The sequence below is a fragment of the Acinetobacter indicus CIP 110367 genome (genome assembly GCF_000488255.1).
Taxonomy (GTDB): Bacteria; Pseudomonadota; Gammaproteobacteria; order Pseudomonadales; family Moraxellaceae; genus Acinetobacter; species Acinetobacter indicus.
Genome location: NZ_KI530757.1, coordinates 25,721 through 47,169, shown reverse-complemented (window position 1 = coordinate 47,169; position 21,449 = coordinate 25,721). Strand labels below are relative to the sequence as shown.

Here is a 21,449-nt window from a genome sequence, read left to right as displayed (position 1 = left end):
CTATCTCTCGGCTATACTTCGCTACACTTGAGCCAATTAGAATATAAAATCAGAGGGATAGACATGCGAACACGTGTGGTCTTTAACCAGAAAGGCGGCGTTGGAAAATCCAGTATTACGGTCAATCTGGCCGCTATCAGTGCCCATCAGGGCTTTAAAACCCTGGTCATTGATTTGGACCCGCAAGCCAACTCCAGCCAGTATTTACTGGGTGATGATGCCACCTATTCCACCCATAAGCCGGCACTAGAGCCAAATATCCAGAACTATTTTGAAGAAGTGCTGGGCAATACCCAAAGCAAAGGCTTAATTGGCAATGCCCTGGGCTCGATCTTAAAAAGCCGCGCCAAGGGGCTGGAAGCCTATGTGCATCAATCGCCCTTTCCAAATCTGGATGTAATTCCAGCCAGTCCGGACTTGGGCAGTCTGGCCCATGCCTTAGAAAGCAAACATAAAATCTATAAATTACGGGATGCCTTGGCCTCACTGGCCGGGCGTTATGAGCGGGTCTTTATTGATACACCGCCGGCGTTTAACTTCTTTACCTTGTCGGCACTGATTGCGGCTGACCGGGTGCTGATTCCGTTTGACTGCGATGTATTTTCCAAACGTGCCTTGCACAGCCTGATTGAAAACGTGCTGGAAACCCAGGAAGACCATAATGCCGAGCTGGAGATTGAAGGCATTGTAGTGAACCAGTTCCAGGCTCAGGCCAAGCTGCCACGAGAAGTGGTCGAGCAGCTGAAAGAGGAGCACTTACCGGTATTTAACAGCATGCTGCCACCCTCAGTCATCATGAAAGAGTCGCATCATAAAAATCTGCCGCTTATTCATTTTGCTACAGATCATAAATTGACGCAGGCCTATCAATCGTTGTTCAATGAGATTGAACAGAAACAATCCTGAGATGGGCATGAAAACACTGTATATCAGCCTGATGGCTGCCGGAACCTTGCTGCTGGGTGCCTGTGCCACGACGGTTAAACCGACCTATGTCTCGCCTACACATTATCAGGCGCTGAACTGTCAGCAGCTGCAAAGCGAATATAACCGGATTCAGTCCTATATTGATCAGGGCGTACAGGCACCTAAACGGACCGGTGTTGGTGTGGGGGTTGGTCTTGGTGGAGGCTGGGGCAGTCGTGGCGGCTGGGGCATTGGCCCAAGTGTTTCGGTCAATATGGGACAATCCTCCAATACCAAAAATACCGAACTGGCACGGGTGCTGGGCGAGCAGGAAGCCATTGTGCAGGCGGCGCGTTTTAAAGGCTGTCCAATTATTGTACGCACCAAGCAGGCCAGTTAAGGCTTCGCATTTTTCACGCTAGGCTGGCAGTTTATGCGAGTCACAGCGTGAAAAATCTTAGCAAAATGTTTCAGAAAAAATTATTAAAAATCTTGAATTTAAATAAAAATAAAGGCTTTTTTGTCTGTCCAAATATCCTCCCAGTCGTGAGAAAAACTTGTCAGTTTTTATCAAATTAATATAAGGTGTGCGCCTAATTTCAGGTAATCTCAGGTGTCTATGATTGAAAGTTGGCTGTTTGTGCTGGCAATGATTGCGGTTCTGCTTATTCCGGGACCAACCAATGCTTTGCTTGCAAGTTCAGCACATCAACATGGGATTGCCAGAACCAGTTTATTTGTGCCTGCCGAGCTGCTCGGCTATTTATATGCCATCAGTTTGTGGGCGCTGCTGATTCATCTGACCGTCCCAATCTGGCCGTATTTAAGCCATATTCTGCATGGCCTGAGCGCACTATATGTGCTGTGGACGGCTTTTCATTTGTGGAAGCATGCGCATCTGGTCAAGCATAACCAGCTCAACCCGTCTATCCGCCCGCATCAGCTGTTTTTTGCCACCTTAAAAAATCCCAAGGCACTACTTTTTGCTGCCGGGATTTTACCGACTGAAACCTGGGATAATCCGACCAATTTCTTGATGGTTTATGCAGTGTTCTGTCTGGTGCTGTTGCCGACTGCGCTGTTCTGGATGTCTTTTGGTCGCGCGATTTTATCGGGAGAATCCAAGCAAATAAAAGCCGATCTCTTGTATAAAGGATCGGCCATGTTGCTGGTGCTGTGTGCTTTTCCGGTTATTCTGCGTTTTTTCGCTTAAGCGCGGACCTGCTTTTTCAGCTTCTGGCGGGCAAAACCAATCACCCCCGGCAAGACACTTAAAATAATGATGCCAAAAATCAGATAGGTAAAATTCTCTTTCACAATTGGCATGTTACCAAACAGATAACCCAGGGTAATAAATGAGCCAATCCAGCAGAAAGCGCCCACTACGTTATAGGTTAGAAAGTATTTATAGTTCATGCTCCCGGCACCGGCAACAAAAGGGGCAAAGGTGCGGGCAAAAGGCACAAAACGGGCAAAAATAATGGTTTTACCGCCATGCTTGGCAAAGAATTGCTGGGTGGCAATTAGGTGTTTTTTATTAATAAAGCGTGATTCAATTTCAAATACCCGTGGCCCAATATATTTACCAATATGATAGTTCAGGGTATCGCCCAAGACAGCGGCAATAAACAGTAAGCCGCCCAATAACCACGGATCCATGGCACCGGTCGAGGCCGCCAGCGCACCGGCTGCAAATAACAGGCTGTCTCCCGGTAAAAAGGGCATCACCACCAGACCGGTTTCAACAAAAATAATCAGAAACAGGATGGCATAAATCCAGACCCCATAATTGGTAATGAACTCAAGTAAATGCGCATCAACATGCAGGATAAAATCAATCAGTTCCATGAGGGAAAAACAAGCAGAAATGTAGTCAAATCCTATCAGTCCGGTTGGTGAAAGTCAGTAGAAAAACGTAAATAAATTTCCGCTGTCATCATTCTAAATTTGCAACGATACATCTTTGAAATGTTGATTTTTTGATCTTCGGCCAGTCCCTAAGATAGCAGCATCTTTTTACTGATCTGCTGTAGGTTCTCTCATGTTTAATCCAAATACTGTGGTTGCCAAAATCTTTCAAACCCCTGCCTTAAACAACCTGTCGCTGCTACTGGCGCGTGTCTTGTTGGCTTATATTTTTATTGTGTCGGGCTGGGGCAAAATTGCCGGCTATAGCGCAACGGTGGGCTATATGGAAGCGATGGGGGTGCCGGGTGGCCTGTTACCGCTGGTGATTCTGCTGGAGCTGGGTGGTGGTCTGGCAATTTTACTGGGTCTGCAAACCCGTCTGGTGGCATTGGCACTGGCAGTATTCAGTTTGCTGACTGCATTTATGTTCCATGGCGCACCGGAAGATGCGGTTAACCTGATGAAGAACCTGGCGATTTCAGGTGGTTTCCTGCTATTGGTGCTGCAAGGTGCAGGTAAACTGAGTCTGGATCATCTGATTGAAAAATAAGACGCAATGCAGGGAAATAATTTTCCCGTCATTCAGTACAGGCAGCTCCGGCTGCCTTATTTTTTGCCTAAATAGATAATAAAGAAGAGGGTCGAGAACATCTGCCGGTAGCGGCCTGATTCGGGGATCCGCACAGACTGATCTGAATCTTGTGTTTAATGCGCAGAAAAAATGCTAGAATACGGCGCTTATATTCGTTTGCCTCTCATAGTTGTTTGTCATGACTACCAATACTCAAATTACTGAAGATCGTATCCTGATTCTGGATTTCGGTTCTCAATATAGTCAGCTCATCGCACGTCGTGTTCGTGAAGCTGGCGTATATTCTGAAATGTATGCCTATGACATGTCTGAAGAAGACATTCGTGCATTTAATCCAAACGGTATCATCTTGTCGGGTGGACCTGAAAGCGTTCACCAGGAAGGCAGCCCGCGTGCACCACAAGTGGTGTTTGAACTGGGTGTGCCGGTATTGGGCATTTGTTATGGCCTGCAAACCATGTGCGAACAGCTTGGCGGTAAAGTTGAGCCAGGTACTGTCCATGAGTTTGGCTATGCAGAAGTAGACATCGTGGTGCGTGACCAGCTGATTGGTAACCTGCAAGACCGTGAAAACCAGCTGCATGTCTGGATGAGCCACGGCGATAAAGTTGCCCGTATTCCGGAAGGTTTCCAGGTAACAGCACAAACCCCAAGCTGCCCAATTGCCATGGTATCTGACGAAACACGTCGTTTCTACGGCATCCAGTTCCACCCGGAAGTGACGCATACCTCTAAAGGTGCAGAATTACTGTCGAACTTCGTACACCAGATTTGTGGCTGTCGTGGTCTGTGGACACCAGAGCACATTATCGATCTGCGTGTAGAACAGCTACGTGAACAGATTGGCGATGAAAAAGTACTGCTAGGTCTGTCAGGTGGTGTGGACTCTTCTGTGGTTGCTGCATTGCTGCATAAAGCAATTGGCGATCAGTTGACCTGTGTATTTGTAGACAACGGTTTGCTGCGTTTAAACGAAGGCGACCAGGTTATGCAAATGTTTGCTGACAACATGGGGATCCGCGTGATTCGTGCCGATGCGGAAGACCGTTTCCTGTCTGCACTGGCAGGGGTCACTGATCCTGAAGCGAAACGTAAGATTATTGGTCGTGAATTTATTGAAGTGTTTGCTGAAGAAGCACGTAAATTAGATGGTGTGAAATTCCTGGCACAAGGTACGATTTATCCAGACGTGATTGAATCTGCCGCCAGCAAACAGGGCAAGGCGCATGTAATTAAATCACACCACAACGTGGGTGGTTTACCGGATGATTTGGCTTTTGAACTGGTTGAACCGTTACGTGACCTGTTTAAAGATGAAGTACGTAAACTGGGCACCACTTTAGGTCTGCCACACAGCATGATTTACCGTCATCCATTCCCGGGTCCAGGTTTGGGCGTGCGTATTCTGGGTGAAGTGAAAAAAGAATATGCCGACATTTTACGTCTGGCTGATGACATCTTTATGCAGGAACTGCGTGCCAGCGGCTGGTATGACAAAACTGCACAAGCCTTTGCTGTATTCCAGCCAGTGAAATCTGTTGGGGTGGTGGGTGATGGCCGTCGTTATGCCTGGGTTGTTGCCCTGCGTGCCGTTGAAACAGTTGACTTTATGACAGCACGTTTCGCGCACCTGCCATATGATCTGGTAGATCGTATTTCAACTCGTATTATGAACGAGATTAAAGACGTTTCACGTGTGGTATATGACGTATCGTCTAAACCACCTGCAACAATTGAATGGGAGTAATTCAGGGCTTTCGGACAGTACTGCTGTCCGCCTGAATTACGCCAAGGGCTGTGCCCGCAGCAGTGGGGTTTTACGAAGCATTGCTTTGTGCCTGAATTACGCCATGAGCCCATTTTAAAGCATTGCTTTTAAAATCGGCGCAAGGTGCGCGGCAGTTTAGAAGCCCGAAATTATTTAAAAAAGAGCGCCTCGGCGCTCTTTTTGTATTTAAACCACCCAGGAAATATTGGACGGGCAGGCCGGTTTTTTCGGTTCGCTCATGCCAATATCATAGTGCAGTACACAATTACGCCCATGCTGTTTGGCCGCGTATAAGGCAATATCAGCTTCTTTAATTAATGTGGTTAAATCAGGCTGTTCGGCTTTGAGCTCAGATACCCCAATCGAAACGGTAAAATTCAGGCTGATATTCTGGCCAATATAAATCCGGTGCTGGGCAATTTTGGTTCTTAAACGTTCGGCAATCAGCAGTGCATCCTGCAGACTGGTTTCGGTGAGTAAAGCGGTAAATTCCTCGCCACCAAAACGCGCCAGAATATCCTTGCGCCGCATTTCCTTACGGGCAATATCAGCAATGGTCTGCAGCACCTGATCACCGACATCATGACCATGGGTGTCATTAATCTGCTTGAAATAATCGACATCAAACATCAGCAGGCAGGTCGAAGCATGCTGCGGCCATTCATGTACCTTATGCTCGGCAATATGCACAAACTGGCGGCGGTTGCTGAGCTGGGTCAGCTCGTCGGTATGCGCCAACTCTTGCAGAATATGGAAATTCCAGTCATTTAGCATGGTTCTGAGAAAATTACGCCGTGCATTCAGGGTATTGGTCCAGCTGATATATAAACTGAACAGCCAGATTGGCAGATAGACCAGCGCAAAAATAATGGTTTCAATGGCGCTGGTTAAGTTAGATACGCCTAAAAACACCACGGTACTGATTAAAAACGAGGTATATAGCGCCGGCTTAAAGCGCACCTGAATACACAAATTGGCCAGCACCACAAAAATGACCGAGGCATAGATATAGATATCGATATAGGGGCTGTTCGACAAGGACATCAGATAAAACCACAGGCCGGCACAAACCAGCGTGCCGACCGGTAAAATCTGGTCATGGATCCGGATATCTTTCACATATTTGAACAGGAAATAATTAATGCTGATGGCCAGTACAATCACGATGACTCTGGCGATACCGGAGAGCAGACTGACATCGGGCAGTACAAAATAATCGGCGAAAAAGTACAGTAAAAATGCCAGCTGGCCAATGTGATTGACCTGTTGTAAATACAGCTTCTGGTGAATGGTCTGGAATTTATAAAAATAGTCTTCAAACTGGGGCGGAATACGGGCAGCCGGATCTTGCAGGGCCTGTTCCAGGGCCTGACGACTTTCCAGGTCGCACTCTGACGCTTGTAAAATATGTCGATCCGAATCATCGGGTGCAAGATCTGTTGAATTCGTCGACATTCTAATCCGATTTCCCATCTTCATAGAATTGCCCCAAGTCTTTAATAAAATCAAAGTAATAGTATAGCTTTGACGATTAAAAAAAGACCTCCCTAAATATGGGTAATTTGCTGAAAAAAAGCCTCAAAACGGCAGGAAAAGAGAGGAAATTGTGCGCTGGTGCTCACATGAATCCTTACAACAAAAAGCGATTTTTTGATTGTTCTGCCAGGAGAATGCTGCATATTAACTGAACTATAGCAAACTCATGCAGCATCCGCGTATAAGATAAACAACAAGATGAGCGACATGGAACATCGCCAGAGTTAGGATACAACTATGACCAATGCCAACTATACCGAACTGTCCCATTCAGACGATTGTGAAAAATATATCCAGCAGTTTATTCAGGAAGTGCCGCTGCGCCGTGCAGAAATCGGGCAGGGCACCGTCATTAAACGCGCCTTGCCCAGCCGGCATAAACGCATGATTGGCGCCTGGTGCTTTTTAGACCATGCCGGTCCGGTCAGCTTTCCGCAGGGTGACGGGCTAGATGTCGGACCACATCCGCATATTGGCCTGCAAACCTTTACCTGGATGATTGAAGGCACCCTCATGCATACCGATAGTGTCGGTTCCAAACAATTGATCCGGCCGAAACAGGTTAACCTGATGACGGCCGGGCAGGGGATTTCGCATACCGAAGTCGCGCCAGAGCAGGAAACCCACATGCATGCGGCCCAGCTGTGGATTGCCTTGCCGGATGCCAAGCGCAATATGCCGCCGCGTTTTGACCATTATCCTGAATTACCGGTGGTGTCACGAGATGGGGTTGAATTTACCGTACTGGTCGGAGAGTTTCTGGAAACTCGTTCGCCGGTTGAGGTGCATAGCCCGTTACTGGCATTGGACTTAACTGCGGCAGAAACGGTACGCACCCGGCTTCAGCTGAATCCGGCCTTTGAATATGGCTTTATGGCGCTAGAAGGCACGGCGCATATTAACCAGCATGAACTGAACGAAGACAATATGGTGGTGCTGGAGCCGGGTCTGCAGGACATTGAGATTGAACTGCACCAGGGTGCACGCGTACTGTTACTGGGCGGTGAGCCATTTGAATCCGCGATTTTACTATGGTGGAACTTTGTCGGACGTACCCAGGACGAGCTGAGCGAGGCACGTGACCAGTGGGTCAATCAGGACCCGCGTTTTGGCAGCATTCCAGATTATAATGGGCCACGGCTGGAAGCACCGGCCCTACCAGATAAAATGCGTGCTTCACGTTAAGCAGGCATGATGAATTGAACTTCAGGCCCAAGCGTCGCGATCGATGGGTGGGCCTGATGATGCTGAGTTGCCGCAACCGGTCAAGGTGGCCGGTGGTTCTTTATTTCAAGAAAAACAATCAGAGTGTCATTATGATTACTGTGCATCATCTGGAACAGTCGCGTTCCTTTCGTATTTTGTGGGCCTTAGAAGAACTGGGCCAGCCTTATCAGATTGAATTTTATCGCCGTTTACCGAGTTTTGCCGCGCCACCAGAGTTAAAACGGGTGCATCCGCTGGGTAAAGCACCAATTTTGACAGATGGTGAGCAGCCGATTGCCGAATCTGCGGTGATTTTAGAGTATTTACAGGAACAGTATGATGCGGCGCAGCAGTTCAAGCCAACACGTCCGGCCGATCAGCAGCAGTACCGTTACTGGATGCACTATGCCGAAGGTTCACTGATGCCATTGCTGGTGATGCAGCTGGTGGCCAGCAAAGTGCCGCAGCGCGCACCCTGGCTGATTCGTCCGGTGGCAGCAAAAGTCAGTGAAGGTATCCGGCAGGGTTTTATTCAGCCGCGACTCAAAGATCATATCCAGTTTCTGGAAGATTATCTGGCCACACATGACTATTTTGCCGGCACATTTTCCTTTGCCGATATTCAGATGGCCTTTCCGCTACAGGCCTTGCAAAGCCGTACTGATGGCAAATATCCGCAGATTGAGCGTTATCTGCAGCGACTGGCACAGCGCGAGGGCTATCAGCGGGCGTTCGCTCGTGAACAGAAGCTAGAGGCACAGTTGGCCTAAACAAAATTTGAAGCTATAAAAAAAGATGCTTGCGCATCTTTTTTATTATTGGCGTTTCACCACAATCGAATCAATCCCGCTATGTTGCAGGGTTTGCTGAGCAATTAGCGCCGCCTCTGCAGAGGTATATGGCCCCGAAATTACCCGATACCAGGTTTCACCACCTTCTACGGTTTTGACCACATCGGCGGACAGACCATTCAGAATAATTTCAGCTCGACGTGCATCGGCGGCATCCGGATCGGTATAGCTGCGGACCTGCAGAATATAGCTGGCAGGCGCGGCCACGGGCGGTTCAGTTGGCGTGATGCCCGCCGTCGCTTCACTGGCGGCTGCGGGCGCTGCCGGCTCAACAATTGGCGCTTCGACAATCACCACTGCCGTCTGTTCCTGGGTTTCAGGTACGGCCTGCTCCGGAATTGGTGTTACCTGTTGCTGGGGCAGCAGGTCATAGAAGCGGTAATCCTTGTTGGTGTCTTCCTGATAATGTTCAGAAGTGATCTGGCCTTTTGCTGGCACAGGTTCCCACGGCTTCCACAGCATTAAGGCCACTGCGAAACATAACACGACCAGAATCACCACCAGTGTGCCTAACCAGGTCGGAATGAGTGGTTTTTTGGGCTTATTTGGTCGTTCTGATACACCGCGCTGCGTTTTTCCAAACACGAGGGAACCTCTTTATTCTGATTATTGGCTGATTGGCTGGACAGGCACGTGATGGTACGCCTGCCCAGCAGAAGAATGTCTTGGTTTACATGCTTTCAGGTGCAGAAACACCTAATAATTCTAAACCATTGCGCAATGTTTGTTGTACGTTTACTGAAAGCAATAAGCGGGCTTGAGTAAGCGCAGCATCATCATTGAGCACTTTGTGTTCATTATACCAGCCGTGAAATAAAGCTGCTAATTCTTTCAAGTAGTTACCAACCTGATGGGGTTCGCAGGCATTGGCAGCACGGGTCACGATTTCAGGATAAGCCGCCAGCTTGGCCAGAATTTCAGTTTCAGCCTCCAGTTCCAGCTTGGCCGCAAACTGACGCGCGTCAAGCGCATTAAAATTCACGCCTGTGCTGGCCGCTTTTTCCAGCATACGGCAGATACGCGCATGTGCATACTGGATGTAATACACCGCATTGTCTTTGCTTTGTGAGACTGCTAAATCCAGGTCAAAGTCGATGTGCTGCTCAGATTTACGCATGACATAGTAGAAACGCGCTGCATCGTTGCCGACTTCTTTACGCAGGTCACGCAAGGTCACGAACTGGCCAGAACGGGAAGACATCTGTACCATCTCGCCGCCGCGCCATAAGCTCACAAACTGTACCAGTAAAACAGTCAGTTTTTTCGAGTCATAACCCATCGCATCAATTGCAGCTTTTACACGGGAGATATAACCGTGGTGGTCAGAACCCCAGATATCAATCAGGTCGGTATAGCCACGTTGTAATTTGTTCAGGTGATACGCAATGTCTGAAGCGAAATAAGTGGTTTGACCATTACGACGTTTGACCACGCGGTCTTTTTCATCGCCAAACTCAGTCGATTTAAACCAGATGTTGCCATCTTGCTCATACAGATAACCACGCTGATCCAGTGTTTGCAGCGCTTCATCAATTTTTTCAGTTAAAGAGGCTTCGCTAAACCACTGGTTAAAGGTTACGCCAAATTCACCGAGGTCATCTTTAATGTCATCCAGAATGGCTTTTAAAGCCGCCTGATGGAATACGCGATAGCCTTCGCCAATTAAAGTTTGTGAATTGAAAATCAGACCATCAATGTGTTTTTCTTTGTCGCCAGACAGGACCACCTTGTTGCCTTCTGCATCCGGTTCAGCTGCATACTGCACATCTTCCGGTACATCTTTATAGACATCGGCCACTGGACGTACATAAGCATCACCATCCTGGTCGATAATGCTTTGCGCGATTTCTTTGACGTAATCACCCTGATAGGCATTTTTCGGGAACACCAGTTCCTGACCGGTCAGTTCCAGATAACGTAAGTAAGTTGATGTTGCCAGAATATCCATTTGACGGCCGGCATCGTTCACATAGTATTCACGATCTACGGTTGCGCCAGTGGCTTCGAGCAGATTGGCAACGGTCATGCCATAAGCGGCACCGCGACCATGACCCACGTGCAGGCTGGACGTCGGGTTGGCAGAAACGAATTCAACCTGAATACGTTTGCCCGCGTTGACCTTGGTGCGGCCAAACTGGTCTTGCTGCGCCAGAATTTGATCAAGAATGGCAAAACGCTGGTCGGCATTTAAGAAGAAGTTGATAAACCCCGGACCGGCAATTTCTGCTTTGCTGATATCTGCCACTTCTGGCAATGCAGCCAGAATTTTTTCGGCCAGATCACGCGGCTTCATGCCCGCAGCTTTAGAGGCAATCATGGCGATATTTGAGGCAAAGTCACCGTGGCTTCGGTCTTTGGTTCGCGTCAAATTACTGGTGTTGTTCCAGTCTGCTGGGAGGACACCTTCTGCTTGAAGGGATTGCACTGCATGTTCAAGAGCTGCTTGGATTGCCGTATTCATAATCAGTCGAAAAATAAATGTCGCAGAAAAACAGCAAATATAGCAAATTTCACTGTCTTTAGGTGAACCCATTTGTAGTGAATGAAGATTGTCCGACATTCTGCGCCATCTGTAGCCTGAAAATGCTACCATGGCCATGAAATGACCTGATCAATGACGGATTTGTCCCGCTGTAGGAGCATGCATGCACGCCAAACGTCCTGTAATTATCGCCAATATTCCTAAACTGCCAGCAAAATGGGCGGGCATTATTATGCCGCTGCTGCTGTCTGGCCTGATGAGCGGTATTATTTCAATGGTCAATATGCTGCGTGCGCTGGGCTGGGTCGAGGGGCTGATCACACTGTGGTTCCAGAACTGGATGATTTCCTGGGCCATTGCCTTTCCGGTGGTGCTGATGGTGTTGCCGCTGGTGCGCCGTTTTACCGCGATGCTGGTGGATATGCCGGGCGCAGCCAAATAGCATTTAGCCCGATGCACCAGACTCCTGACAGGACACCGGTTTACTCAGCAGATCGGCATTGCCATTCTGGAAGGTATAAAGCCGGGAGGCATTAAAAATCTTGATCACCTTGGCCTGCGCAATGGCTGCCTGGAAGCGTTTCAATGGCTCATCGGTATGTACATTAAAAGGATTGCCATAATTCTGATTGTCGAGCAGGAACTGGATCTGTCCGGCATTCGGATCATAAGCCTTTAACAATGTCTTGCCTTCGGCACTGCTCAGCGAGAAGGTTGGTCGCTGGCTGCTGATCTTGCAGTGCAGGGCCAGAGTCAGAATCACTCCATCCTGAGCCTTGTTTTTCAGCTGATAGCGGCCCAGCTGTTCATTTTCAATATAGACCCATTGTTGAGTGGGCATGCTGGCAGTAAATTTTTCCAGTTGCTCCAGGGTTTTTTTACTGATATCCACCACGCCATCTTTGTCGATTTACGGCGCTTTGTCTTTACTGGAGAATAAACCGGTCACCTGATCGCTGACTTTTTCAGTGGTATTGGAAAGGGTCTGGCAGCCGCCTAACCCCAGCACAGCGGCCAAACCGCCCAGTGTAATCCATGGCTTGATATACATGATTTTTAAATATGTCGTTGTGTTTTGCCCCAGAGCATACCCAAATTGAGGCCAATTGAAAAATCTGCACTGGCTGCATGTAACAGAAAAACAGCGAAAAACTACATCCTGATGGGTCGAGGATTTGTAAGCTAAACAGGCAGGGGATTGATTTGGGCATAAAAAACCGCATTTTGAGCTTCGGGAAAGCGTTATTTCGTGACTGGATGCCGGATTGGACAAATTTATTCAGTACCTAAATTATCCACAAATCATTATCAATTTTCTAAATACCCCATTGTCCTCAAAACGGGCTAAGCTAGCTTATCTCCCAGAGGAACTTTTGCTTTGAGCCTCCTTCTGGATCATCGAATAATGAGATCGGAAATGACATCAGCGAATTCAGCCACCAAAAAACCGCTTTACATCCCTTATGCCGGAAACACGCTTCTGGAGCTGCCTTTGCTTAATAAAGGCGGTGCATTTACAGAAGAGGAACGCCGCCATTTTAATCTCCACGGTTTACTTCCACATGCCATCGAGAGCATTGAAGAACAGAGTCAGCGCTCCTATCAGCAGTATGTGTCGTTTAACGATGCCATCAACAAGCATATTTATTTAAGAAATATTCAGGACACCAACGAAACCCTGTTCTATCACTTAATTGAGCATCATTTAAGTGAAATGATGCCGATTATTTATACCCCGACGGTTGGCGAAGCCTGCCAGCGTTTTTCTGATATTTACCGCCGTCATCGTGGCATCTTCCTGGCCTATCCGGACCGCGGCCATATTGATGACATTCTGCAAAATGTGAACAAGAAAAACGTGAAGGTGATTGTAATCACTGATGGCGAGCGCATCTTAGGTCTTGGTGATCAGGGGATTGGCGGGATGGGGATTCCGATTGGCAAATTATCCTTATATACCGCATGTGGTGGGATCAGCCCGGCTTATACCTTGCCAATTACTTTAGATGTAGGTACCAACAACCCGCAACTGCTGGATGATCCAATTTATATGGGCTGGAATCAGCCGCGGATTACCGGCGATGAATACTATGCCTTTGTTGATGAAGTGATTGCAGCGATCCAGCGCCGCTGGCCAAAAGCGCTGATCCAGTTTGAGGATTTCGCTCAGAACAATGCGATGCCATTGTTAAACAAATATCGTGACCAGATTTGCTGTTTTAATGATGATATTCAGGGCACCGCAGCCGTTTCGGTGGGCAGTTTAATTGCTGCCTCACGTGCCGCTGGTAAACAGCTGAAAGATCAGGTGGTGGCTTTCCTCGGTGCCGGTTCTGCTGGTAGCGGCATAGCCGAGCAGATTATTGCGCAGATGATGTATGAAGGTTTAAGCGATGCCGAAGCGCGTGCGCGGGTATTTATGGTCGACCGTTTTGGCCTGATTACCGAAAACCAGCCGAATCTGCTGGACTTCCAGCGCAAACTGGCACAGCCGCCTGAACGGGTTGCAGCCTGGGGCAATGCCGATGACATGATTTCACTACTCGATGTAGTCAAACATGCCAAACCAACGGTATTGATTGGCGTATCGGGTCAGCCGGGGCTGTTTACCGAAGAAATTATTCGCACACTAACGGAAAATTGTGAGCGACCAATTGTAATGCCACTGTCGAATCCAACCTCACGGGTTGAGGCGGTGCCGGCTGATATCCTGCAATGGTCTGAAGGTAAGGCGCTGATTGCAACTGGTAGTCCATTTGCACCGGTGAATTATCATGGCAAGATTTATCATATCTCACAGTGTAATAACTCCTATATTTTCCCGGGTATTGGTTTGGGTGTAGTCGCCTCCGGCGCAACCCGGGTCACGGACAGTATGCTGATGGCGTCGAGTAATGCACTGGCAGACTGTTCGCCGATGCTGCTCGATCCCGCCGCTGATCTGCTGCCGGATTTAAATGAAATCCAGAAGGTTTCGAAAATTATTGCCTTTAAAGTGGCTAAAGCGGCGATGCTGGCCGGTGTAGCACCGGTAATCAGTGACGAGTTACTGGCAGAGGCCATTGAGGCGAATTTCTGGAAACCGGAATACCGCAGTTATCGCCGGATTACCTTCTAAAATATAGACAAACACAACAAGGAGCTTCGGCTCCTTTTTTTTTAGGGCAGCTGTTGATCGCAACTGGTCGGAAACAGGCGGTTTGTAGCCCCGAAATGAAAGCGAGAGGCTGGATTAAAAAATAAGCATTGTTTAGAATCGGGGCAAATTAAAACAATAGCTTTTATAACAATGATAACCCGTGTTCATATCCATACTGTCTTGGAGCAGGCCGGCCTCAGCCCACAAAAACGTGCCCTCCATATTCAATTTTCTCAGCCTGCCTTAAATGCCGATGTTTTCTTGCAGCGCATCGATGGTAAACACCAGCTCAATGACGGTTTACATGCCGAACTGATCTGTCTTTCGACCAACGCACAGATTCCGTTAAAACAGTTTATCGGCGCGCAGGTTGCCGTCGATCAGGTCACTGACCAGGGCCAGCTGTTTCGCAGCAGCGGTATTATCACCGCAGCCGCGCAAGGCCAGAGTGATGGCTCACTCACGCTCTATAAACTTACGCTAGAAGATCCAACCGCACTCTGGCATAAACGCCGTAATAGCCGCGTGTTTATGAATAAAAGCGTACGCGAAGTCAGCGAGATTCTGTTTAAAGAATGGCAAAACAAAAGCCCACTCTTTGCCGCCAGCCTGACCCTGGACTTAACCGGACTGACCCAGGAACTGGATGTGCGTCCTTTTATCATGCAGTCCAATGAAACCGACTATGACTTTTTGACCCGGCTCTGGCGCAGTGAAGGCATTAACTGGCTGATTGATGAAGCCCAGTTACAGGTCGTACATTCCAGCAGCCCGCTTCAGGCCCAGAAATTACGCCTGATTGATGACAACAGCCAGTACAGCGCCTTAAATCGTCGCAGTATCCGCTTTCATCGCTCCAGTGCCACCGAACAATTAGACAGCATCACCCAGTTGATTGCCCAGCGCAGCCTGCAACCGACTGCCGTACATCTGCAACGCTGGCAGTCAGACAGCCTCAGCCAGGAAGAAGGCGCCGGTTCCGTACAAAGCAAACACCAGCACAGTCATAATCAGGACAATGCCAGCTTAAGCCTGGAACAAGCCTGGCAGATCAGCCCGGCCTGGATGCAGGATTTAAATGGCGAAGACCAGGCCACAGCCTCTTCCAACAACCAGCTGGATAAACTGAACCAGAACCTCAGCCACTACAACGACCTGCAATCCAAATACTTTAGTGCCCATTCCACCGTCCGTGATGCCCAGGTTGGCTACTGGTTTGAACTGAATGAACACCCGGAAATTGACCAGCACAGCGCAGCCGACAAAGAATTTCTAATTACCGGCAAACAGTTCTATAACCAGAACAACTTACCTAAAGACCTCAATCAGCAGATTAACCAGTTACTCAGTCAAAGCCACTGGCATAGCCATTTTAGCTTTCAACACGAACAACACCCGGATGAACGTCAAGGCAATACCTTAACCTTACAACGCCGCAATATCCGCACCGTACCGGAATACCATCCACTACAGCACCGACCGGCGGCTCATCCACAGCGCGCCCGGGTAGTCGGTCCTGCTGGCGAAAGCATCCATGTCGATGAGTGGGGAAGGATTAAAGTCCGTTTTCTGTTTACCCGCAGTGATGACCATCAGCATGATGGCGGTGCTGGCAGCAATGACAATGACACCGACTCTGCCTGGGTGGATGTACTGACCCCCTGGGCCGGAGAAGGCTACGGGGCACGTTTCCTGCCACGGATTAATGAAATTGTGGTGATCGACTTCTTTGACGGTAACATCGACCGGCCTTTCGTGGTTGGTCGTTTACATGAAGCAGAACGCTCGCCAACCCAATTCGACCAACAAGGCCAACTACCCGACACCCAAAAACTCAGCGGGATCCGCTCACAGGAAATTGAAGGCAGTGGCTTTAATCAGCTGTGTTTTGATGATACTCCGAAGCAGATTTCTGCCCAGCTGCAAAGCAGCCATGGTGCGACCCAACTGAACCTGGGGAACTTGAGCCATCCCAAAGCCAGCGCCGAAAGTGATGGTCGGGGAGAAGGTTTTGAACTGAGAACCGATCAGTGGGGTGCAGTACGTGCTGGAGAAGGCTTACTGATTTCGACCCATCCACAGGCACAGGCCGAAGGTAACCATCTTGATGCCAGCGAAGCCAAGAGTCAGATTGAAAGCTCACTGAACAATACCCAAGCCCTAAGTGAAGTGGCCAAAAACCAGCAGACCGATCCTTTAGAAGTTCTTGATAACTTAAAGAACTTCTTAGAGCAGATCGAACAGCAGGATGAAAATAAAGCTGCTGCTTTTAAACAGGCCTTAATGATTCTTAGCGCACCAAACTCTATTGCGTTGAGTAGCCAGCAAGATGTGCATCTCTCTGCTGATGGTCAGATCAGCCACAATGCCGGAGAGAGTATTAACCTGAGTACGCAGCAATCCCTGATTGCCCATGCCAGCCAGAAACTGAGCCTGTTTGCAGCCCAAGAGGGTGCACGCTTATATGCCGGTAAAGGCAAAGTCGAAATTCAGGCACAGGGTGATGGGGCAGATCTTATTGCCAGAAAGGGGGTGCAAATTATTTCGACGGAAGACAGGATTGAAGTCAAGGCGAGTAAAAAAATTATATTGGTGGCTGGAGGAAGTCAGATTGAAATTAGTGGTTCAGGTGTGTTGCCGACAACTGCTGGGAAGTTTGAGGGGCTTTGTTGCACAAACCTATCTGTAAAGGCTTTTTCAGCGATATAATTTTCAAATGAAGAAGCCTACACACAAAATCTACCGCACAACCAATTGGCCCGCATATAACCGAGCACTCATTAATCGCGGAAATATTGCCCTTTGGTTTGATCCTGCTACGCAATGGTATGCTCCATCAAAAGGCAAACAAGGGCGAAATCAAACCTACTCCGACGCAGCCATCCAATGCTGCTTAATGATTAAATCCTTATTCCGTCTATCTTTACGTATGGTCACTGGCTTTGTGCAAAGTCTGATTAAACTTTGCGGATTAAATTGGACCGCACCAGATTACAGTACGCTTTGTAGAAGACAAAAGCATATTGATATTGCAATCAGCTACCAAAAAAGTAGCGATGGGCTGCATCTACTCGTAGACTCTACAGGCATGAAGTTTCTAGGTGAGGGCGAATGGAAACGCAAGAAACATGGAGCTGAATATCGTCGCCAATGGCGTAAACTACATATTGGTATAGATGCCAAAACCCTACAAATACGCGCTATTCAGCTCACAACCAATAATGTCTGTGATTCACAGGTGCTTGGTGATTTACTTAATCAGATTCCACAAGATGAGCAGATTGACTCTGTTTATACCGATGGAGCTTATGACACCAAGCAATGCCGTCAGGTCATTGCAGATCGGCAAGCACATGCGGTGATTCCACCTAGAAAAAATGCGAAACCATGGAAAGATACAAAGAGTAGCTCGCTAGAGCGAAATGAATTACTTCGAACAATTAAACGTTTAGGTAGGACACTATGGAAAAAATGGTCAGGCTATCATCGCCGAAGTTTGGTTGAGACTAAAATGCACTGCATCAAATTATTAGGAGATAAACTCAGTGCAAGGAGCTTTGATAGCCAAGTCAATGAGGTTCATGCACGTGTAGCAGTCCTCAACAGATTTACGGAATTAGGTCGACCACTTACCCAAGTTACGCCTTAAATTTGGCTCAATTAGGGGCGCTTTGCATTTCAAATCTTTGTGCAACAAAGCCAGTTTGAGGTGAAAGCGGGGCAGCATCTGTTTATAAATGGAGCTAATGTGAATACTCAGTTAGCGAAGATGCCTGAGACTGGAATATTTAGTAGACGGTTTGATTTTAAAGATCTTATTTCTCAAGAGCTACTGGCAGGAGGCTTTAAATATAAAGTCATAAACAAAGATAAAAAAACTGAGTTTATAGGTACACTTGATCAGAATGCACGTACAGAAAGAATATTTAGTGATAATCCTGATAATATCGAAATATTATTATTAGGCAAATCTGATAATGATTCGGAAAAATTACTCCTAATCGAAAAAGAAGTAGATCATAATAAAACTGAAGGTCCAGATGAAGTATGTTGTGGTGAGTATGATGAAGATAACTATGATAAAAATACTGAAAATTTGAATGAGGATAATGATTTAGAAGCAGACTTTAAGAGTTTTGGGATTTAATGGTGGAATTATGAAAAATATAATAACTATATGTGTACTAATAAGTAGTTCAATTTTATATGCTGAAAGTTCAAAAGAGTGCATGCAGTATTGGAATCAGCCTATTAAAAAAATAAAGATTATTGAAGAGTTTGAATGTGAACACATTTGGGAATTCGGGAAAAATAAAAGTAGTCTAAGTCAATTAAAAGTAATAAATAATTTAAAGCTTAAAACAAGCGATGCACAGTGGTTGTCAACAGGCCAGTGTCAAAAAATTTCATATAATAAAAAGCAATATAATATTTATAATGCAGAATATAAGGAATATGGACACAATATTTGGCTAATTTATGATGATAAAACAGCTTTTGCATACTTTAGAAAAGTAAATAGTAGAGATCAATCGGTTGATTTGAGTTGTAATCAGGTTGGGATAGATCATGAAATAAAATATATACTTAATAGTTATTTAAAAAATAATACATCTGTCAGTATGGAAAAATATAGAGAAAATGATTGGTATAAAGAGTAATAATAATGAAAAAAACGATAATATTTAAAGATGGAACTATAAAAACATCTGAAACTAATTTAGCTGGCTTTATCTCTGCAGTGAGTTTTAAAGAGTCATCATCAGATTTATCTTTATCTTTGAGTCATCCTATTAATATGAGATGTGCTAAAAAAGTTAATACAAATGGTTACATGGGCTTGTTTCAATGGGGGGAATCAGCTTTATACGATTTAGGATATTATCTAGGTGATAGGGGGATATCCTATGAGGATCTTAAAAACGTAAAAAGAGAGTCTGCTTTGTATAGGAGGTGGAAAAGTCAATTCTCATCAAATAATTGGTCCGGGAAGTGGTCTGGAAAAAGAAATATTAATTCAAAATTTGATTTTTTGAATAGTCCTAGTATTCAATATGAAGTTATCAAAGAATGGATAGAATATCTCTGTAAACAAATAAGAAATAATAATTTAAATGAGCATTTTGGAAGAACGATCCAAGGAGTGGAAATCAACGAATCTGGAGCGATTGCTGGAATACATTTAGTAGGTATTGGTGGTCTAGGAGCCTTCTTAGGTATTGCTAGTTTTTCCGGTCAAAAGCAAACTGATGGCAATGGGACTCATATTAAAAAATATATTCAAGACTTTGGAGGATTTGATTTAGAAAAATGCTGTAATCGAAAAATATATATTCAATTAAAAGACCAAAATGAAAACTTATTAAGAAGAAAAGAAGTTACAATTATTTCAAAATATTCAGGAAAGTCCTTCTCTGGAGAAACTAAAGTAAAAGTAAAAAGTGATGAAAATGGAAATCTTCCTGTCATTGTTAGACATCCATTGACTGAGATCAAAATTGCAGCTGATGGTAAAGAGTCTAATCTTATTATTCAAAAAAAAGATCAGAAACAATATGGAATTATACAAAATTTTGAAGTTTCAAGATTTTCGGCAACTTTAGAAGAAAACAGTACGCCACAACCAAAATCTGAACCAACTAAGACACCTCAAGAAGTAAGAAATGAACAAAACTTAGCTGAAATTAAAAGAGATAGTATTGCTGAAAATACTAAAGATATTAGTTTTAATATTCAAATTGTAGAAGGTGATACAGGAAAGAAAATTTCTAATATGAATTTCTTCCTTACATATAAGGGAAATATAAAAAAACATACAGCAAATAGCCAAGGTATCAAGCAGAATATAATTGCTGAGGTGGGGCAAGATATTGAAGTTTCTGTTTCAGGAGAAGCTGAAAATCAGAAAATATATCATTTTAAAGTTGAAAAATCATTATCTAATCAAACTATAAAAATTAAATTACCAGTTCAAAGTTTCAAAATAATCGTAAAAAAGGACGATAAATTAGTACCAAACCTAGCCCTAACTTTGTTTTATAGGGGAAGAGAGATTTCCAAGAAAACAAATTCTTTAGGTGAAATTTCTGTAAGAATGTTAGTTGGGTTTGTATATGGATTTGGTGCTGGTAGTAAATCATTAACTAAGGTAAGGGTAATACATAATAGTTCATCGAGAGTTTTTCGAATTAATGAGGGCTTTGAAAAACTTTCAAAACAGGTTGTTATGACCCAGACTCAATCAAATAAACAACAGCCAGTTTTAACATCAAATCCAACTAGCCCTATACCTCCAGCACAACCTGCCGAAGTTAAGCATGAACAACCGAAAGCCATACAGCAAAATACCTATACAGAAAATAGTGGTAAACCTTTGACAACTATCAGTAATCAAGCTCCACCAACCAGTGATATAACACGCTATCATATTTATCATGATGGAAAAATTAAGAGAGAAAATAAAGCAGCCACAGGTTATGCTGAGTTTATATTTTATGAAGCAAATGGAACAGCTCATAATTTGGGTAAATCAAGATTTATAAAAGCTCCATTGCGTAAATCTGGTAATGAAATTATTGCTGGAAATTGTTACTTAATCGACTTTACAAAGCATGGATTATATAGAAAAGGAAATTTAGGTTATAAGTGGTTTATAACTGGGGGAAATATAAGATTTTATTTGAATGGTATATCAATGGCTGCAATCTTGGGTAGCTTCATGAATTTAGGTTATGAGGAGTATCCAAGTTCTGGTGCAAGTTTAATTGATGGAAGTTCACAGAAACCAAGTGTAACACATAGAAATGGCGAAGCTTGTGACTTTAGATACTTAGGAAAAAATAATGCTCATCGGACAGAGGCTATTTGGACGCAAAATAGTAATTATGATGATCAAAGAAATATAAATTTAGTTCATGAATTTAAAAAGTTTGGTTTTACTGTATTCTATACCCAAGATGGATATACAAAAAGACCTAAGATCCCAGGTACAGGTTATGCTAAAAATCATTATCACCATTTACATATTGGTACATGTGTGCCAAAAATTCAGGATATTTAAT

General features: G+C 45.4%; 17 protein-coding genes and 2 pseudogenes. 14 read left to right on the top strand and 5 right to left on the bottom strand.

Annotated features, from left to right (window positions below; all coding sequences use genetic code 11):
• Positions 1–63 precede the first annotated feature (63 nt).
• The 3 genes from P253_RS13170 (at position 64) to P253_RS13160 (ending at position 2,119) form a co-directional block, all read left to right on the top strand.
• Positions 64–906: a ParA family protein gene (locus tag P253_RS13170; protein ID WP_016658961.1), complete on the top strand. Its 843-nt coding sequence runs from the start codon at positions 64–66 to the stop codon at positions 904–906.
• 7 nt (positions 907–913) lie between these two features.
• Positions 914–1,306 carry a hypothetical protein gene (locus P253_RS13165; protein ID WP_016658962.1) on the top strand — a complete coding sequence of 131 codons (393 nt, stop codon included), beginning with the start codon at positions 914–916 and terminating at the stop codon, positions 1,304–1,306.
• 219 nt (positions 1,307–1,525) lie between these two features.
• Positions 1,526–2,119: a LysE family translocator gene (locus tag P253_RS13160; protein WP_016658963.1), complete on the top strand. Its 594-nt coding sequence runs from the start codon at positions 1,526–1,528 to the stop codon at positions 2,117–2,119.
• Here P253_RS13160 and P253_RS13155 read toward each other — a convergent pair.
• Positions 2,116–2,754 (bottom strand): DedA family protein, encoded by a 639-nt coding sequence (locus tag P253_RS13155; protein ID WP_005181345.1) that lies wholly within the window; start codon positions 2,752–2,754, stop codon positions 2,116–2,118. The genes P253_RS13160 and P253_RS13155 overlap by 4 nt on opposite strands.
• A gap of 193 nt (positions 2,755–2,947) precedes the next feature.
• Between P253_RS13155 and P253_RS13150 the strand changes: the two genes are divergently transcribed.
• Together P253_RS13150 and guaA are read left to right on the top strand one after the other, a co-directional pair.
• Positions 2,948–3,364: a DoxX family protein gene (locus tag P253_RS13150; protein ID WP_016658964.1), complete on the top strand. Its 417-nt coding sequence runs from the start codon at positions 2,948–2,950 to the stop codon at positions 3,362–3,364.
• A 220-nt stretch (positions 3,365–3,584) separates the two neighbouring features.
• Positions 3,585–5,153 (top strand): glutamine-hydrolyzing GMP synthase, encoded by a 1,569-nt coding sequence (gene guaA, locus P253_RS13145; RefSeq protein WP_016658965.1) that lies wholly within the window; start codon positions 3,585–3,587, stop codon positions 5,151–5,153.
• Positions 5,154–5,360: 207 nt separating this feature from the next.
• Here guaA and P253_RS13140 read toward each other — a convergent pair whose 3' ends face one another.
• Positions 5,361–6,629 (bottom strand): GGDEF domain-containing protein, encoded by a 1,269-nt coding sequence (locus P253_RS13140; RefSeq protein WP_016658966.1) that lies wholly within the window; start codon positions 6,627–6,629, stop codon positions 5,361–5,363.
• Between the two features lie 318 nt (positions 6,630–6,947).
• Here P253_RS13140 and P253_RS13135 point away from each other — a divergent pair, with 318 nt between their 5' ends.
• Together P253_RS13135 and P253_RS13130 are read left to right on the top strand one after the other, a co-directional pair.
• Positions 6,948–7,895 carry a pirin family protein gene (locus tag P253_RS13135; RefSeq protein ID WP_016658967.1) on the top strand — a complete coding sequence of 316 codons (948 nt, stop codon included), beginning with the start codon at positions 6,948–6,950 and terminating at the stop codon, positions 7,893–7,895.
• 131 nt (positions 7,896–8,026) lie between these two features.
• Positions 8,027–8,686: a glutathione S-transferase family protein gene (locus tag P253_RS13130; RefSeq protein ID WP_016658968.1), complete on the top strand. Its 660-nt coding sequence runs from the start codon at positions 8,027–8,029 to the stop codon at positions 8,684–8,686.
• Positions 8,687–8,731: 45 nt separating this feature from the next.
• Here the strand turns inward: P253_RS13130 and P253_RS13125 are convergent, their stop codons facing one another.
• Positions 8,732–9,352, bottom strand: coding sequence for an SPOR domain-containing protein (locus tag P253_RS13125; RefSeq protein WP_016658969.1), 621 nt, complete (start codon positions 9,350–9,352; stop codon positions 8,732–8,734).
• An 85-nt stretch (positions 9,353–9,437) separates the two neighbouring features.
• Positions 9,438–11,228, bottom strand: a complete 1,791-nt coding sequence (gene argS / locus P253_RS13120) for an arginine--tRNA ligase (protein ID WP_035363616.1) — start codon at positions 11,226–11,228, stop codon at positions 9,438–9,440.
• A gap of 184 nt (positions 11,229–11,412) precedes the next feature.
• On the opposite strand from argS, the gene P253_RS13115 reads away from it, so the two are divergent.
• On the top strand, positions 11,413–11,691 hold the full coding sequence (locus P253_RS13115) for a DUF2798 domain-containing protein (protein ID WP_016658971.1): 279 nt from the start codon (positions 11,413–11,415) through the stop codon (positions 11,689–11,691).
• A 3-nt stretch (positions 11,692–11,694) separates the two neighbouring features.
• Here P253_RS13115 and P253_RS13110 read toward each other — a convergent pair.
• Positions 11,695–12,300 (bottom strand): annotated as a pseudogene (locus tag P253_RS13110) (hypothetical protein).
• 366 nt (positions 12,301–12,666) lie between these two features.
• Between P253_RS13110 and P253_RS13105 the strand changes: the two are divergent.
• From P253_RS13105 to P253_RS13080, 6 genes and pseudogenes are all read left to right on the top strand, one after another.
• The gene (locus tag P253_RS13105; RefSeq protein ID WP_016658973.1) at positions 12,667–14,367 is read left to right on the top strand and encodes an NAD-dependent malic enzyme; all 1,701 of its coding nucleotides are present in this window, start codon (positions 12,667–12,669) and stop codon (positions 14,365–14,367) included.
• Positions 14,368–14,538: 171 nt separating this feature from the next.
• Positions 14,539–17,049: pseudogene (locus P253_RS13100) on the top strand (type VI secretion system Vgr family protein); the annotation flags it as partial.
• Positions 17,050–17,104: 55 nt separating this feature from the next.
• Positions 17,105–18,037 (top strand): IS5 family transposase, encoded by a 933-nt coding sequence (locus P253_RS13095; protein ID WP_005064486.1) that lies wholly within the window; start codon positions 17,105–17,107, stop codon positions 18,035–18,037.
• 99 nt (positions 18,038–18,136) lie between these two features.
• On the top strand, positions 18,137–18,535 hold the full coding sequence (locus P253_RS13090; RefSeq protein WP_016658976.1) for a hypothetical protein: 399 nt from the start codon (positions 18,137–18,139) through the stop codon (positions 18,533–18,535).
• 10 nt (positions 18,536–18,545) lie between these two features.
• Positions 18,546–19,049: a hypothetical protein gene (locus P253_RS13085; protein ID WP_035363581.1), complete on the top strand. Its 504-nt coding sequence runs from the start codon at positions 18,546–18,548 to the stop codon at positions 19,047–19,049.
• Between the two features lie 5 nt (positions 19,050–19,054).
• On the top strand, positions 19,055–21,448 hold the full coding sequence (locus P253_RS13080; protein ID WP_016658978.1) for a hypothetical protein: 2,394 nt from the start codon (positions 19,055–19,057) through the stop codon (positions 21,446–21,448).
• The last annotated feature ends 1 nt before the right edge of the window (position 21,449 follow it).